Source organism: Dietzia lutea, from assembly GCF_003096075.1.
Taxonomy (GTDB): domain Bacteria; phylum Actinomycetota; class Actinomycetes; order Mycobacteriales; family Mycobacteriaceae; genus Dietzia; species Dietzia lutea.
In genome coordinates, this window is sequence record NZ_CP015449.1 from 1,605,001 (window position 1) to 1,621,617 (window position 16,617).

14 protein-coding genes and 2 rRNA genes (1 of these 16 only partly in view) are annotated in these 16,617 nt (G+C 70.4%); all 16 read left to right on the forward strand.

Annotated elements, in window-relative coordinates; genetic code table 11:
* A 23S ribosomal RNA gene (locus A6035_RS07245) occupies positions 1–2,326 on the forward strand (it extends 773 nt beyond the left edge of the window).
* A 106-nt stretch (positions 2,327–2,432) separates the two neighbouring features.
* Positions 2,433–2,549, forward strand: a 5S ribosomal RNA gene (gene rrf, locus A6035_RS07250).
* 109 nt (positions 2,550–2,658) lie between these two features.
* Positions 2,659–3,780 (forward strand): tetratricopeptide repeat protein, encoded by a 1,122-nt coding sequence (locus tag A6035_RS18495; protein WP_208635569.1) that lies wholly within the window; start codon positions 2,659–2,661, stop codon positions 3,778–3,780.
* 5 nt (positions 3,781–3,785) lie between these two features.
* The gene (locus A6035_RS07260; protein WP_108847228.1) at positions 3,786–4,784 is read left to right on the forward strand and encodes an HAD-IIA family hydrolase; all 999 of its coding nucleotides are present in this window, start codon (positions 3,786–3,788) and stop codon (positions 4,782–4,784) included.
* Positions 4,785–4,794: 10 nt separating this feature from the next.
* Positions 4,795–5,007 carry a hypothetical protein gene (locus A6035_RS07265; RefSeq protein ID WP_108847229.1) on the forward strand — a complete coding sequence of 71 codons (213 nt, stop codon included), beginning with the start codon at positions 4,795–4,797 and terminating at the stop codon, positions 5,005–5,007.
* Positions 5,007–5,828, forward strand: a complete 822-nt coding sequence (locus A6035_RS07270; protein WP_108847230.1) for a TlyA family RNA methyltransferase — start codon at positions 5,007–5,009, stop codon at positions 5,826–5,828. The genes A6035_RS07265 and A6035_RS07270 overlap by 1 nt, the downstream gene beginning before the upstream one ends.
* Positions 5,825–6,754 (forward strand): NAD kinase, encoded by a 930-nt coding sequence (locus A6035_RS07275; protein WP_108847231.1) that lies wholly within the window; start codon positions 5,825–5,827, stop codon positions 6,752–6,754. The genes A6035_RS07270 and A6035_RS07275 overlap by 4 nt, the downstream gene beginning before the upstream one ends.
* Positions 6,755–6,763: 9 nt before the next feature.
* Positions 6,764–8,524, forward strand: a complete 1,761-nt coding sequence (gene recN / locus A6035_RS07280) for a DNA repair protein RecN (protein WP_108847232.1) — start codon at positions 6,764–6,766, stop codon at positions 8,522–8,524.
* Between the two features lie 59 nt (positions 8,525–8,583).
* Positions 8,584–9,756, forward strand: coding sequence for a putative cytokinetic ring protein SteA (gene steA, locus A6035_RS07285; RefSeq protein WP_108847233.1), 1,173 nt, complete (start codon positions 8,584–8,586; stop codon positions 9,754–9,756).
* Positions 9,757–9,761: 5 nt separating this feature from the next.
* Positions 9,762–10,679, forward strand: a complete 918-nt coding sequence (locus tag A6035_RS07290; protein WP_108847234.1) for a copper transporter — start codon at positions 9,762–9,764, stop codon at positions 10,677–10,679.
* Positions 10,680–10,743: 64 nt separating this feature from the next.
* The gene (locus A6035_RS07295; protein ID WP_108847235.1) at positions 10,744–12,573 is read left to right on the forward strand and encodes a CTP synthase; all 1,830 of its coding nucleotides are present in this window, start codon (positions 10,744–10,746) and stop codon (positions 12,571–12,573) included.
* 6 nt (positions 12,574–12,579) lie between these two features.
* Positions 12,580–13,149 (forward strand): NUDIX domain-containing protein, encoded by a 570-nt coding sequence (locus A6035_RS07300; RefSeq protein WP_108847236.1) that lies wholly within the window; start codon positions 12,580–12,582, stop codon positions 13,147–13,149.
* A gap of 17 nt (positions 13,150–13,166) precedes the next feature.
* Positions 13,167–14,117, forward strand: a complete 951-nt coding sequence (locus A6035_RS07305; RefSeq protein ID WP_108847237.1) for a tyrosine recombinase — start codon at positions 13,167–13,169, stop codon at positions 14,115–14,117.
* A gap of 92 nt (positions 14,118–14,209) precedes the next feature.
* Positions 14,210–15,085, forward strand: coding sequence for a ParA family protein (locus tag A6035_RS07310; RefSeq protein WP_007629053.1), 876 nt, complete (start codon positions 14,210–14,212; stop codon positions 15,083–15,085).
* An 8-nt stretch (positions 15,086–15,093) separates the two neighbouring features.
* Entirely contained in the window at positions 15,094–15,894 is an 801-nt protein-coding gene (locus tag A6035_RS07315) for a segregation and condensation protein A (RefSeq protein ID WP_244192572.1), read from the forward strand.
* Positions 15,885–16,610 (forward strand): SMC-Scp complex subunit ScpB, encoded by a 726-nt coding sequence (gene scpB, locus A6035_RS07320; protein WP_108847239.1) that lies wholly within the window; start codon positions 15,885–15,887, stop codon positions 16,608–16,610. Before A6035_RS07315 ends, scpB begins: the two co-directional genes overlap by 10 nt.
* Positions 16,611–16,617 lie beyond the last annotated feature (7 nt).

The window sequence follows — 16,617 nt, forward strand, 5'->3', positions numbered from 1 at the left end:
CCCATGGCCAGTGTGAAGCGACGGTAAGACGTCGTGGAGGCGCGAACCCACTTAGGTTGAAAACTGAGGGGATGAGTTGTGGGTAGGGGTGAAAGGCCAATCAAACTCCGTGATAGCTGGTTCTCCCCGAAATGCATTTAGGTGCAGCGTCGCATGTTTCACCTCGGAGGTAGAGCTACTGGATGGCCGATGGGCCCTACAAGGTTACTGACGTCAGCCAAACTCCGAATGCCGAGGTGTGAGAGTGCGGCAGTGAGACTGTGGGGGATAAGCTTCATAGTCGAGAGGGAAACAGCCCAGATCGCCGGCTAAGGCCCCTAAGCGTGTACTAAGTGGAAAAGGATGTGGGATCGCTGAGACAGCCAGGAGGTTGGCTTAGAAGCAGCCACCCTTGAAAGAGTGCGTAATAGCTCACTGGTCAAGTGGTCCTGCGCCGACAATGTAGCGGGGCTCAAGTACACCGCCGAAGCCGCGGCACTCACACGTTGAACCTCCTCCGGGCAGGTGTGTGGGTGGGTAGGGGAGCGTCGTGTGGCCATAGAAGCGCCGGAGTGATCCAGGTGTGGAGGCCACACGAGTGAGAATGCAGGCATGAGTAGCGAATGACGAGTGAGAAACTCGTCCGCCGGATGACCAAGGGTTCCTGGGTCAAGCTAATCTGCCCAGGGTGAGTCGGGACCTAAGGCGAGGCCGACAGGCGTAGTCGATGGACAACGGGTTGATATTCCCGTACCCGTGTATGCGCGCCCATGGTGAATCAGTGAGACTAACCGCCCAAAGCCACCTAGACGGTCTTCGGACCGCGTGGTGGGGATGCGCGGGACCTGATCTGGTAGTAGCCAAGCGATGGGGTGACGCAGGAAGGTAGCTGGGCCAGTCAGTGGTTGTACTGGTGTAAGAGTGTAGGCCGTGACATAGGCAAATCCGTGTCACATACAAGGCTGAGACTTGATGCGTACCCGTTGTGGGGAATTCAGTGATCCTATGCTGCCGAGAAAAGCCTCTAGTGAGTTCATACACGGCCCGTACCCCAAACCAACACAGGTGGTCAGGTAGAGAATACCAAGGCGATCGAGAGAACTGTGGTTAAGGAACTCGGCAAAATGCCCCCGTAACTTCGGGAGAAGGGGGACCACGCTCGGTGAACACCTTTTGCGGTGGGAGCTGGGGGTGGTCGCAGAGACCAGAGAGAAGCGACTGTTTACTAAAAACACAGGTCCGTGCGAAGACGTAAGTCGATGTATACGGACTGACGCCTGCCCGGTGCTGGAAGGTTAAGAGGACCGGTTAGCCGCAAGGCGAAGCTGAGAATTTAAGCCCCAGTAAACGGCGGTGGTAACTATAACCATCCTAAGGTAGCGAAATTCCTTGTCGGGTAAGTTCCGACCTGCACGAATGGCGTAACGACTTCTCTGCTGTCTCGACCACAGACTCGGCGAAATTGCATTACGAGTAAAGATGCTCGTTACGCGCGGCAGGACGAAAAGACCCCGGGACCTTTACTATAGCTTGGTATTGGCGTTCGATTCGGTTTGTGTAGGATAGGTGGGAGACTGTGAAGCATGCACGCCAGTGTGTGTGGAGTCGTTGTTGAAATACCACTCTGATCGTATTGGACGTCTAACCTCGGCCCATGATCTGGGTTAGGGACAGTGCCTGGTGGGTAGTTTAACTGGGGCGGTTGCCTCCCAAAGAGTAACGGAGGCGCCCAAAGGTTCCCTCAGCCTGGATGGCAATCAGGTGTTGAGTGCAAGTGCACAAGGGAGCTTGACTGTGAGACTGACACGTCGAGCAGGGACGAAAGTCGGGACTAGTGATCCGGCACCGGCATGTGGAAGCGGTGTCGCTCAACGGATAAAAGGTACCCCGGGGATAACAGGCTGATCTTCCCCAAGAGTCCATATCGACGGGATGGTTTGGCACCTCGATGTCGGCTCGTCGCATCCTGGGGCTGGAGTAGGTCCCAAGGGTTGGGCTGTTCGCCCATTAAAGCGGCACGCGAGCTGGGTTTAGAACGTCGTGAGACAGTTCGGTCTCTATCCGCCGCGCGCGTAAGAAACTTGCGGAAGGCTGTCCCTAGTACGAGAGGACCGGGACGGACGAACCTCTGGTGTGCCAGTTGTTCCACCAGGAGCATCGCTGGTTAGCTACGTTCGGAAGGGATAACCGCTGAAAGCATCTAAGCGGGAAGCCTGTTCCAAGATGAGGTTTCTCACCACCTTCGCGTGGTTAAGGCCCCCCACAGACCATGGGGTTGATAGGCCGGAACTGGAAGCGCAGCAATGCGTGCAGGTGACCGGTACTAATCGGCCGAGGACTTACACACAAACAGCTTTTCAAGAATGAACGCGTCCACTGTGCAGTATCTGAAACAACACACCCGCATCACACCGACAACAGTCGGAAACGATGTGGGCCTTGTTTCGCAGAGTTACGGCGGCCATAGCGGCAGGGAAACGCCCGGTCCCATTCCGAACCCGGAAGCTAAGCCTGCCAGCGCCGATGGTACTGCACTCGCGAGGGTGTGGGAGAGTAGGACACCGCCGAACACAACTTCATGATCAGCGGGAGGGACTTCACAGTTCCTCCCGCTGTTCGCATTTGTACCCCTTCTACCCACTCCATGCCGGTCGACCCGGCGCACGTAAGGTGAACGACGTGAACGAACCCCGGTCCGAGAACGCAGACCGCTCGCCCCGACGCGGCGACCGCGACGTACCCCGCCGGGGCGACCGGGCCCCACAAGACCAGCGTCGCGACAACAGCTCCTACGGCGAACGCCGCGGGAAGCGGTACGACGGTTCCGACACCCCCCGCCCCGACCGCACCCACTCCGGCGAACGGCGCGGTGCCGGTCAGCGCTCGCCTGCCGACCGCGACCCGCGTCGAGGGGACGGCGCCCCCCGCGCTGGCGGCCCCCGTCGGGCTCCCGCCGGCGGCCGGGCCGGCGGCGACCGACGCACCGGCGCTTCCGGCGATGATCGCCGGAGCGGCGGCTCGAGCGGAGACCGGCGGGGCGGGGGCCCACGCGGAGGATCCGCACGCGGGTACCGTCCGGTCGGCGCCCCCAGGAGCGAAGGCCGCCCCGGTCAGGAAGCGCGGCAGGCCGCCCGCGCCGATGAGCCCGCCGTTCCCGACGACATCGAGGCCGCGGACCTCGACGCCGACGTGCGCCGAGATCTGCGGAGCCTCGACAAGTCCAACGCCGAGACCGTCGCCAGGCACCTCGTCGCCGCGATGCACCTCGTCGACGACGACCCGCAGCTCGCCCTGGCGCACGGGCGCGCCGCCAAGAACCGCGCCGGCCGCATCGGCGTCGTCCGCGAGACGCTCGGCGTCCTGGCCTACCGTGCCGGCGAGTGGTCCGAGGCGCTCAGCGAGCTCCGCGCCGCCCGACGGATCTCCGGCGGTCCCGGCCTGCTTGCGATGATGGCCGACTGCGAGCGCGGGCTCGAGCGCCCGCAACGCGCCATCGAACTCGCCCGCGGCGACGAGTCGCGGATGCTCGATGCCGACGAGCTGGTCGAACTGCGCATCGTCGAGGCCGGAGCCCGTGTCGACATGGGGCAGCTCGACGCCGCCCTCGTGACCCTCCAGGATGCGGGCGTCGATGCCGACGCCCGCGGAGAGTCCGCCGCCCGGCTCGACTACGCCTACGCGGAGGTCCTCCTCGCCTCCGACCGCAGGGACGAGGCGGCGGAGTGGTTCCGCCATGCGCTCTCCGCCGACCCCGAGGACGTCACCGGCGCCGCGTCTCGTCTGGCCGAACTGGAGGACTGATCGCGGTGAGCGTCACCACCCTGGCCGAGGCCCACGATGCGCTCCTCGTGGACCTCGACGGCACACTCATCCGCGGAACAGAGCCGATCCCCGGCGCCGCCGACGCACTCGAGCGGGCCGGCCTGCCCGTGGTGTACGTGACCAACAACGCCAGCCGGTCACCTGAGGACACCGCCGCCCACCTCCGTGAGCTCGGGTTCACCACCCGCCCCGACGAGGTCATGACCAGCGCACAGGCCGCGGTGGTCATGCTGGGCGAGCACGTCGCCCCGGGCTCCAGGGTTCTGGTCGTGGGTCACGACAGCTTCCGGCGACTCGCCCGCGAGGGCGGCTATGACGTCGTCCTCTCCGCGGACGACCGGCCCGACGCCGTGCTGCAGGGCCTGTCGCGAGAGCTGACCTGGGCCGACCTCGCCGAGGGCTGCCTCGCGATCCGCCGCGGCGTGCCCTGGATCGCCTCCAACGTCGACACGACTCTGCCGACGGAGCGCGGACTGCTGCCCGGGAACGGATCCCTCGTCGCCGCCCTGCGCGCCGCCACGGACCGCGAGCCCGTCGTCGCCGGAAAGCCCGCCGCAGGGGTGCTGCGTGCCGCCGCGGACCGCGTGGGCTCCACCCGCCCACTGGTGATAGGCGACCGACTCGACACGGACATCGAGGGGGCCGTCGCCGCTGGGATGCCCGCGCTGATGGTCCTCACCGGCGTCCACGACCAGACCCACCTGCTGTCGGCCGATCCGCACCGGCGCCCCACCCATCTCGCGCCCGACCTGTCGGCGCTCGCCGAGCCCGCCGGCGCGTGCCGGATCCCGCATGCCCCCGAGCTCGGCGGCACCGTCGAGGACGGGATCCTGCACCTGTCCGGTGTCGCGGACCATCTGCACGGGTTGGATCTGGCCCGCGCCGTGATCGCACTGGCGTGGCGTCACGACGTGTCGCAGGTGTCCGCGGGCGGAGACGGCCTGCGATCCCGGCTCGCGGATGCGGGACTCGTCGTCGGCTAGCGTGTAGGCCGTGACCACCCCCGGACCCCATCCACGTCCCGGGCCCACCGGGCCCGACATCGACGAGCTCCGCTCGGCGTTCGACGACCTGCTCGGCGACTCCGTCGGCGCGCCGGGGACCGACGCCGACGGCGGGGCGGTCCGCGACGACCAGGTCGCCGCGCTCGACGCCGCCCACGAGCTGCTCGCTCAGGCACTCACGGCGCTGGACGACCGACGCTGATGGCGGCAAGACGCATGCGGCTCGACGCCGAGCTGGTACGCCGCAAGATGTGCGACAGTCGCGAACGGGCGCGGGACCTCATCGACTCCGGACGCGTCATCGTCAACGGGGTGGCCGCCACGAAGCCCGCCACGCAGGTCGAACCCACCGCTTCGATCGCGCTCACCGCCTCCGACGAGCCGGAATGGGCGTCCCGCGGCGCCCACAAGTTGGTCGGCGCCCTCGACACTTTCGCCGACGTCACCGTCGACGGGGCGCGCTGTCTTGACGCCGGGGCCTCCACCGGGGGCTTCACCGACGTCCTGCTGACCCGCGGCGCCGCCCGCGTCGAAGCCGTCGACGTGGGATACGGACAACTGGTCTGGCGACTGCGTAGCGACGAGCGCGTCGGCGTCCACGACAAGACCAACGTCCGGTCCCTGACGCCGGAGGACATCGGCGGCGAGGTCGACCTCGTGGTGTCCGACCTGTCGTTCATCTCCCTGCCGCTCGTGCTGCCCGCGCTCGCTAGGTGCGCACGACCGGGCGGGCACCTCCTCCCGATGGTCAAGCCCCAGTTCGAGGTGGGGCGTGACCGCGTCGGTCAGGGCGGCGTCGTCCGCGACCCCGAGCTGCGGATCGACGCCGTCACCGGTGTCGCGTACGCGGCCGCGGGCCTGGGGCTCGAGCCTCTGGGATGTGTGGCCAGTCCGCTGCCCGGGCCCTCCGGCAACGTCGAGTACTTCCTGCACCTGCGCAGGTCCGCATCGGGAGCGCCGACGGACCTCACCGACGAGGCGCGACACGCGATCCGCACGGCAGTCGAGGAGGGCCCACGATGAACGACATCCCCGAACCCGAGCAGCCCCGGCGCATCCTGCTCGAACCCAACATCGCACGACCGGACATCGTCGCGACGGTCGCCCAGGTGGTCGACGCCTGCGCGGAGCGGGGCATCGCCGTCCGGATGCTCGAGGACACCCGGGACCGGGTCGCCACGGGCGGGGGAGTCGAGTGCGTCCCCGACACCCCGGCCGCCGCCGAGGGCTGCGAACTCGTCCTGGTTCTGGGCGGGGACGGGACGTTCCTGCGCGCCTGCCAGTACGCCCACTCGGCGGACGTGCCCGTCCTGGGGGTCAACCTCGGACACATCGGCTTCCTCGCCGAATCCGAGGTCTCCTCACTGAGCGGCGCCGTGGAGCAGATCGCCGCGCGCGACTACCGGGTCGTGGAGAGGATGACGGTCGAGGCGACCGTCCTCAACGGCGACACCCGGCTCGCCCGGGACTGGGCGCTCAACGAGGTCAGCATCGAGAAGGTGGCACGGCAGGGCGTGCTCGAGGCCTCCGTCGAGATCGACGGCCGCCCCGTCAGTGACTACGGCTGCGACGGCATGCTGGTGTCCACCCCCACGGGATCCACCGCTTACGCGTTCTCCGCCGGGGGCCCCATCGTGTGGCCCGAACTCGACGCCATCCTCGTGGTGCCGAACAACGCCCACGCGCTCTTCGCCCGGCCCATGGTCGTGGCGCCCACCTCCCGGGTCGCGGTGGAGACCGGGGTCCGCTCGGGTCCCGCCGTCGTCGTGCTCGACGGGCGGCGCCTGGTCGACGCACCGCCCGGAAGCCGCGTCGAGGTGGTCCGCGGTCGCCGCCCGGTCAAGTGGGTGCGGCTCGACGACTCGCCGTTCACCGACCGCCTGGTCACCAAGTTCGAACTGCCGGTCACCGGGTGGCGCGGACGATCGGGTGTCCGGCCGCTCACCTAGGGTGGGTGCGTGCTCACGGAACTCCGGATCAGCGGCCTCGGCGTCATCGACGAGGCCGTCGCCGACTTTTCGCCAGGACTGTCCGTCCTCACCGGAGAGACGGGCGCGGGCAAGACGATGGTCGTCACCGGTCTGAGACTGCTGGCCGGAGGACGCGCCGACCCCGGCCGTGTGCGCCGGGGCGCGGAGAAGGCGGTGGTCGAGGGGCGCTTCGACCTGTCCGCCACCGCCACGATGGATCCCGCCGATCGCCGGCATCTCGACGACCTCCTCGAGGACACCGATGTCGACCTCGACGAGGACGGCAGCGTGATCGCCGCCCGGCGGGTCGGCGCGGACGGACGCTCCCGCGCGCGGCTCGGCGGTCGCTCCGTCCCCGCCGGCACCCTCGCCCGGTTCTGCGCGCCGGTCCTCGCCGTGCACGGCCAGAACGACCAACTCCGGTTGTTGCGCCCGGACCGGCAGCGCGACGCCGTCGACGCCCACGGCGGCGACGAGGCCCGCGCCGCGCTCGAGGCGTACCGCGAGACCTACAGGCGGTGGCGCGACGCCGAACGCTCGCTGGCCGAGCGCACCGGTAGGGCTCGCGAGCTCGCCCGCGAGGCGGACCTGCTCCGCATGGGGCTCGAAGAGATCGACTCCCTCGACCCGCAGCCGGGCGAGGAGGCCGAGCTCGACGCCCTCATCCGGCGCCTGACCGATTCCGAGGAGCTGCGCGAGGTGGCCGGGCAGGCCCACGAGGCGCTCACCGGCGACGGCGAGACCACCGAGCCGATGGTGGGGGTGCTCGACCTGCTGCGGCAGCGGCTGGCAGGTGCCGGCGACCCCGCGCTCGAGCCCATCGCCACGAGCATCGGACAGGCCGTCGCCGCGCTCGGGGACGCGGCCACCGAACTCGGTCTGTACCTCGCCGAGCTGCCCGTCGACGCCGCCGACCTCGACTCGGCGCTGGAGAGACGGCACGACCTGCGCGCACTGACCCGCAAGTACGGCACGGACGTCGACGACGTCATCGCCTGGGCCGCCAGAGCGCGGACCCGACTGGGGGAGGTCGACACCTCCGACACCGCCGTCGCCGAGCTGCGCGCCACGGTGGAGCGGCTCGCGGCGGAACTGTGTGACCGCGGCGCCGCGCTGACCGCCGTCCGGCGCGCGGCGGGGGAGGACCTCGCCGCCCGGGTGACGGCCGAGCTCGCCGAGCTGTCGATGGGCGGCGCCCGCCTCGCCGTCCGCGTCACCCCGTCGGGGGACGGGCTCGACGGAGCCACCGAGAGCGGGCTCGACGACGTCGAACTGGCGATCGACGGGCCCTCGGGTCTGGTGCCGCTCGGCAAGGGCGCGTCCGGGGGCGAGCTGTCGAGGGTCATGCTCGCGCTCGAGGTGGTCCTGGCAGAACGCTCGGGCGGGGGCACCCTCGTGTTCGACGAGGTCGACGCCGGCGTGGGAGGCCGGGCCGCGCTGAGTATCGGCAAGCGGCTGGCCCGCCTGGCGCGGACGCACCAGGTCATCGCCGTCACCCACCTCGCCCAGGTCGCCGCCTACGCGGACACCCACCTGGTCGTGCACAAGGACGCCGATCCCGCGGACGCCGACTCCGGGAGCTCCGGAGTCGTCGTCTCCGGGGTCACGGCGGTCGCGGACGCCGACCGGGTGACCGAACTGGCTCGGATGCTCGCGGGGCTCGAGGACACCGACACCGGGCTCGCCCACGCGAGGGAGCTGCTGGAGAAGGCCCAGCAAGAAAAGTCTCAAGCTCAGGTCGACCGTTAAGGCGACACGCCGGGTTGACCTCCCTCGTCACTCGAATCACACGCGTGATACTCGTGCCCATGAAGATGTCGGGTCTGCTCAATCGTCGCTCCCAGGACCTCGCCGGTGTCGTGGGCACCGTGCGCAGGATCGAGCCGGGGACTCCGGTGCCGAAGAGACTCGGTGCCAAGGACGTCGCCGTGCTCGACCTCAACCGTGCACCGGTGGAGACAGCCCGCGCACTCGTCGAAGCGGAGGTGGCGGCCGTGGTGCACGTCCCCGCCCCGGGCGAGGAGATGCTGCCCCGGGCGGCCTTCCGCACCCTGGCCGCGTCGACGGTGCCCGTCATCGAGGACGCGGACCTGGCCGACGTCGCCGACGGGACCCGGGTCCGCATCGACGACGGAGTCATCTACTCCGTCAAGTCCGAGGACGAACTCGCCGGTGGCCGCGAGGTCGGCGCCGCGACACTGCTCGCCGAGGTCGACAGCGCCGAGAAGAACTACGTCGAGTCGGCGCTGGCGCACCTGGCCAACGCGACCGAGTTCCTCAGCCTCGAGCATCCACTCCTGCTCGACGGTGAGGGACTGCCAGAGATCGACGTCGACTTCACCGACCGCCACGTCGTGGTGGTCACGGGGGACGCCTCCTCGCGTGCCCAGCTGGCCGAGCTCAAGCCGTTCATCCGCGAGTACCGCCCGCTCCTCGTGGGCGTCGACGGGGGCGCCGAGCTGCTGCGCTCGACCCGGGTGACGGCCGACGTCGTCGTCGCCACCCCCACCGAGGTCTCCGACGAGGTCCTCACCGACGGGGCCGTCCTCGTCGTACCGGCGGATCGCGACGGCCGCGCCGAGGGGCTGGAGAAGATCACCGAACTCGGGGTCGGTGCCACGACGTTCCCGGCCGCCGCGACGGCGCGGGACATGGCGCTGCTGCTGGCCTACCACGGCGGGGCGGAGATGATCGTGGTCACCGGGGACGACCGGGGCCTGGAGAACGCCTTCCGCCCGGCCTCCGCGCCGTCCTCGACGATGGTCGACACGACCGTCTCCTCGCGGCTCGTGCACGCCCACGCCTGCGCCACCCTCTACCGCTCCCGCGGCTCGGGGATCGGCCTCGCGCTGATCGTGCTCGCCGCCCTGGTCGCGGTCGGCGCCGTCGTGGTGGCCCGCGACGCCGCTCAGGACCTCCTGCTCTGGGCCATCGAGACCTGGAACTCCTTCGCGCTGTGGGTCCAGGGGCTCGTCCATTGATCTCGATGCGCCGCCATGTCCTGACGCTGGTGGCCGTCTTCCTCGCCCTCGCGGTGGGGGTCGTCCTCGGATCCACGTCCGTCGCGACGTCGATCCGGGACGCGGTCGTCGACCGTGAGGAGACCACGGCGGCGCGGCTCGAGGCGGCGCAGGCCGACCTCGCCGCCGAGCGCAGGGCGGTCGAGCGGCTGGACGACCTGGCCGGGGACCTGACGCCGACCGTCCTGGACGGTCGGCTCGACGGCCGGCCGGTCCTCATCGTCGTGGCACCCGGTGCGGCGGAGGAGGACGTCACGGCGGCGGGTGACGCCATCGCCGCCGCGGGCGGCATCGACGCCGGCCGCGTGATCCTGACCGCCAAGGCCGTCGACCCGGCCGCCGACGCAGAGCTCCAGGCCCTCGTGGCCAACCTGCCGATCGGAACCGCCCCGGCCGCCGACGCCGACCTGGGCACCCAACTCGGCACCGCGCTCGGCCGCGCGGGGCTGCTGCGCGCCGAGGACGCCGAGCCGTACCTGGGGGACGCGGACCGGGCGACCGTGCTCACCACCCTCGCGGACGCGGACGTCATCGACTTCGAACCCGGCACTCTCCGACCCGGTCAGCTGGCGCTCGTCGTCACCGGCCCGCGTGAGCAGGAGTCGACCGCGGTCCGCGTGGCCGCCCTGGCCCGCACGCTCGACCGTGAGGGCGCGGGAACCGTGGTCTCCGCCCGCCTCGGAGACGGCGCCGGCCACGACGCGGTGGGTGTCCTGCGGTCCTCGGGCGAGGAGGACGTCTCGACCGTCGACGACGCGGGAACGGACGCCGGCCGCCTGGCCACGGCGTTGGCGCTGGCCGAGCAGCTCGCCCGTGAGCAGGGTCACTACGGTCTCGCGCCGGATGCGTCCGCCGCGGCGCCGTCGCTCCCCCCGACGTCGTAGCGGTGATAGCCTGAAGCCCCGTGGGGTGCACCGGAGCCGCACCAGCATTCATCCATTCCGGCGTATGGACACGGGAGTCCCCTTGGCACTGAATCGAGCCGCATCGCGGTCCGCGACCAAGCACATCTTCGTCACCGGCGGCGTGGCGTCGTCGCTGGGCAAGGGGCTGACCGCCTCGAGCCTCGGGCAGCTGCTCACCGCCCGCGGACTCCGCGTCACCATGCAGAAGCTCGACCCGTACATCAACGTCGACCCGGGCACGATGAACCCCTTCCAGCACGGTGAGGTGTTCGTCACGGAGGACGGCGCGGAGGCCGACCTCGACCTGGGCCACTACGAGCGCTTCCTCGACCGCGACCTCAACGCCAAGGCCAACGTCACCACCGGCCAGGTCTACTCGGCGGTCATCGCCAAGGAGCGGCGCGGCGAGTACCTCGGCGACACCGTCCAGGTGATCCCGCACATCACGGACGCCATCAAGGAACGCATCATCGCGATGGGCGACCCCGACGATCAGGGTCGCCGTCCCGACGTGGTGATCACCGAGGTCGGCGGCACCGTCGGAGACATCGAGTCGCAGCCCTTCCTCGAGGCCTGCCGACAGGTCCGCCACGAGGTCGGCCGGGAGAACATCTTCTTCCTCCACGTCTCCCTCGTGCCGTACCTCGCGCCCTCGGGAGAGCTCAAGACCAAGCCGACCCAGCACTCCGTCGCCGCGCTGCGCTCGATCGGCATCGTGCCCGACGGGCTGATCCTGCGGTCGGACCGGAACGTGCCGGACGGCCTCAAGGCCAAGATCGCGCTCATGTGCGACGTCGACCTCGAGGGCGTCGTGTCCACGCCGGACGCGCCGAGCATCTACGACATCCCCAAGGTGCTGTTCAACGAGCACCTCGACACCCACGTCATCCGCCGCCTCAACCTGCCGTTCCGCGACGTCGACTGGACCGTGTGGGGAGACCTGCTCACGCGCGTGCACGAGCCGCGCGAGGAGGTCGAGATCGCCCTCGTCGGCAAGTACATCGACCTGCCCGACGCCTACCTGTCCGTGACCGAGGCCCTGCGGGCGGGCGGCTTCGCCCACCACGCCCGGGTCAACATCCGGTGGGTCGAGTCTGACGCCTGCACGACCGAGGCCGGCGCGCGCGAGGCGCTGCACGGTGTCGACGGCATGCTCATCCCGGGCGGCTTCGGCATCCGCGGCATCGAGGGCAAGCTCGGTGCGATCTCCTGGTCGCGCAAGAACAAGATCCCGCTGCTCGGGCTGTGCCTCGGGCTGCAGTGCTCGGTCATCGAGGCGGCCCGCTCGGTCGGCCTCGAGGGCGCCTCCTCCAGCGAGTTCGAGCCCGACGGCGTGCACCCGGTGATCTCGACCATGGCCGACCAGGTCGACGCGGTCGCCGGAAACGCCGACCTCGGCGGGACGATGCGCCTGGGGTCGTACCCGGCCGTGCTGACCAAGGGGTCGATCGTGGCCGAGGCGTACGCGACCACCGAGATCACCGAGCGTCATCGTCACCGCTACGAGGTCAACAACGCCTACCGCGACACGATCGCCGAGTCCGGTCTGCAGTTCTCCGGCACCTCCCCGGACGGCCACCTCGTGGAGTTCGTCGAGTACCCGCGCGAGCAGCACCCGTTCTTCGTGGCCACCCAGGCGCACCCGGAGTACAAGTCGCGTCCGACCCGGCCGCACCCGCTGTTCGTGGCCTTCATCAAGGCGGCCCTGGACTACGAGAACGAGATGCGGCTGCCCGTCGAGCCGTGGCGCGCCGGTCAGGCGGGGGAGCAGACTCCCGGCGTCGTCGACGCCCCGGACGCCAAGACCTCGACGGTGCGCGCCGACGAGGTCGACGCCGAGTCGGTCTCCGGCGCCTCCGCGGACGGGAGCTGAGCGCAGATGACCGACAGCGGTGCCCCCGGGTCCCACGACTACCGGACCGTCTCCAGCCGGGAGATCTTCGACGGTCGGGTGGTGCGCCTCCGTGTGGACACCCTGACCATGCCGGGCGGGGGCACCGCCGAGCGGGAGGTCTGCGGCCACGACGACGCCGTCGCGGTGGTGGCGCTGGACGACGAGCAGCGCATCACGCTGGTGCGGCAGTATCGCCACGCGGTGGGGGAGCGACTCTGGGAGCTGCCCGCCGGCCTGTGCGACGTCGAGGGTGAGGACCCCCTGGGGACCGCGCGCCGCGAGCTCGTCGAGGAGACCGGGCTCGAGGCCGAGCACTGGCGGCCGGTCATCGAGATGATCCCCTCGCCGGGATTCTGTACCGAGCGCGTGCACGTGTACCTGGCCACGGGGCTGCGTGAGGTCGGCCGCCCGGAGGCGGAGCACGAGGAGGCGGACATGGAGGTCGCCCGCATCCCGTTCGCGGAGGCCGTCGACTCCGTCCTCGACGGACGGATCGTCAACGGCCTCGCGGTGGCCGGCATCCTCGCGGCCCGCGCGGTGATCGACCGGTCCTGACGCGGCGGGCGTCGTCGATGACCCCCGGGGGCGGGGCGACCGCCCGGATCCGCGAGTACCTGGACCACCTCGCCGTCGAGAAGGGCGCGTCGGCGCACACCCTCGCCGCCTACCGCCGCGACCTGGACAGGTACCGCCGCCACCTCGCGGCGGTGGGCGTCGACGACCTCACCGCGGTCACCGAGGCGCACGTCGAGGACTTCCGCGTCCGGTTGGCCGCCGGCGACCCGGACGAGGGCCGCGCCGCGCTGGCCCCGAGCTCGGTCGCGCGGACCCTCGCGGCGGTCCGCGGCCTGCACCGGTTCGCCACCCGCGACGGCGTGACCGAGGCCGACGTGGCCGCGGCCGTCACCCCGCCGCGCCCGCCGCGCCGGCTGCCCAAAGCGCTGCCCGTCGACCGGATGATCGCCGTCATCGAGGCGGCGGGCGACACGGGCGTCGACACCGACCCGGGCAGGCTGCGCGATCGGGCGATGCTCGAACTGCTCTACGCGACCGGGGCCCGGGCCGCCGAGCTGATCGGCCTGGACGTCGACGACCTCGACGGCCTGGACCACCCCGAGGGCGGGACGGTGATCCTGCGCGGCAAGGGCGGCAAGGAACGCCTCGTCCCCGTGGGGCGCCCGGCGTGCGAGGCGGTGGGCGCCTACCTCACGCGCGCCCGGCCGGCCCTGGCGAAGCGAGGCGGCCCCGCGCTGTTCCTCAACACGCGCGGCGGCCGGATCTCGCGGCAGACGCTGTGGAACGTGGTGTCGGCGGCCGCGGCACGCGCGGGCGTGGCGCAGGAGGTGTCCCCGCACTCGTTCCGACACTCGTTCGCCACCCACCTGCTCGACGGCGGAGCGGACATCCGTGTGGTGCAGGAGCTGCTGGGACACGCCTCGGTCACCACCACGCAGGTGTACACCCTCGTCACGGTCGACACGCTCCGCGAGGTCTGGGCCGAGTGCCACCCCCGCGCACGGTAACGTGACCGTGGGTACGGCGCGGGCCGCGAGACAGGCGGGTCCGGGTGAGACGGTGACGAGAGGAGACGCGGGTGGCGCAGGACACTGGGGCGATGGATCCCGCGTTGTTCTCGCGCGCGGAGCTGCTGGGGGCGGACGATCCGGCCGCCGGTGAGGGCTTCTCCGCGATCCCCGAGCCCGAGCCCCTGACCTCGCACGGGCCCGCCGTGGTCGTGTCGATGTGCAACCAGAAGGGCGGCGTCGGGAAGACCACCAGCACCATCAATCTCGCCGCCGCGCTGGCCGAGTACGGGCGTCGCGTGCTCGTGGTGGACCTCGACCCGCAGGGCGCGCTGTCGGCCGGCCTGGGCATCCCGCACCACCAACTCGACCTGACCGTCTACAACCTGCTCGTGGACAACTCCGTGTCCACGGAGGAGGTCCTGGTCCGCACTCGCGTCGAGGGCGTGGACCTCATCCCCGCGAACATCGACCTGTCGGCCGCGGAGATCCAGCTGGTCAACGAGGTGGGGCGCGAGCAGGCCCTGGGCCGGGCGCTGTACCCGGTGCTCGACCGCTACGACTACGTGCTGATCGACTGCCAGCCGTCGCTGGGCCTGCTCACCGTGAACGCCCTCGCCTGCTCGGACGGGGTGCTCATCCCCATGGAGTGCGAGTACTTCTCCCTGCGCGGGCTCGCGCTGCTCACGGACACGATCGACAAGGTCCGCGACCGGATCAACCCCCGGCTGCACCTGACCGGCATCCTCATCACGATGTTCGACCGGCGCACGGTCCACGCCCGCGACGTCCTCGGCCGGGTGGTCGAGGTGTTCGGCGACAAGGTCTTCGACACGCTCGTGACCCGCACGGTCCGCTTCCCGGAGACCACCGTCGCCGGTGAACCGATCACCACGTGGGCGCCGAGGTCCGCGGGTGCCCAGGCCTACCGTGCCCTGGCGCGCGAGGTCATCCAACGCGGCAGGTGAGCGAGCCGGTGACGCAGGACGCGGACCCGCGGGCGTTCACCGTCCACCTCACGAATTTCGCGGGCCCGTTCGACCTGCTGCTGGGTCTCATCGACTCGCGCCGGCTGGACGTCACCGAGGTCGCGCTCCACGCCGTGACCGACGAGTTCATCGCCCACACGCGCCGGCTGGGCGAGGAGGCGGGGCTGGAGGAGGTCACCGAGTTCCTCGTGGTGGCGGCGACGCTGTTGGACCTCAAGACCGCGCGGCTGGTGCCGTCGGGGGAGGTGCAGGACCCCGAGGACCTGGCGCTCCTGCAGGCCCGTGACCTGCTGTTCGCCCGATTGTTGCAGTTTCGGGCGTTCAGACGGGTGGCGGAGCTGTTCGCCGAGCTCGACCGGACCGCGCGGCACTCGTATCCGCGGACCGCCGGGCCGGACGAGGAGTTCCTCGGACTGCTGCCCGAGGTCGAGCTCGGGGTGGATCCGGAGCAGTTCGCCACGATCGCCGCGGTGGCGTTCCGGCCGCGGCCGGTGGAGGAGGTGGGGGTGGGCCACGTTCACGCCCCGGTGGTCTCGGTCCCCGAGCAGGCCGCCCGCGTCCTCGAGCTGCTGCGGTTCCACGGCGAGGGTCGGTGGGTGGACTTCCGCGAACTGGTCTCGGGATGTGACGAATCCCTCGTCGTCGTCGCCAGGTTCCTCGCCCTGTTGGAGTTGTACCGGGCGCGCGCGGTCGCGCTCTCGCAGGACGAGGCGCTGGGGGAGTTGTCGGTGAGCTGGACCGGCGGTGAGGCCGACGAGGTGACGAGGGGAAGGGACGAGTGGACGTGAGTGGTGACGCGGGCGCTCCCGGCGACGTGGGTCGGGTGGGCGCTGTGGGACCGGGGGGCGACGACGAGCCCGGTGGCCCCGGAACGGACGTCCCGCCCCTGCGGGCGCGGCTCGAGGCCCTGTTGCTCGTGGTGGACCAGCCGACGGCGGAGAACGCGCTGGCGGCGGCCGCCGGGTTCACGGTCGCGGAAGTCGAGGCGGAGTTGCGGGCGTGGCGCGAGGAGCTCACCGCGGCGGGCAGCGGGATCGACCTGCGGCGCACCGGCGACGGCTGGCGGCTCTACACGCGTCGCGAGCTGGCACCGTACGTCGAGCGGCTCCTCACGGACGGCTCGAGCTCGCGTCTGACGCGCGCCGCCTTGGAGACCCTCGCGGTGATCGCCTACCGCCAGCCGGTCACCCGCTCCCGCATCGCGGCGGTCCGCGGCGTCAACGTCGACGGCGTCATGCGGACCCTCGTGGCGCGCGGACTGGCGGTCGAATGCGGCACCGACGCCGACACCGGGGGCATGCTGTATAGGACGACGGAGCTATTTCTGGAAAGATTGGGGCTCGCGTCGCTCGACGAGCTGCCGGACATTGCCCCGCTGCTACCGGATGTCGACCTGGTCGACGAGATGAGCGACGACCCCGCGGAGGATCCGCGGATCCCCCTGGGGCGGCGCCGCGCGGCGGCGCCCGAACCCACCCCCCGAGACGACGACGAAGAGATGTGACTCACCC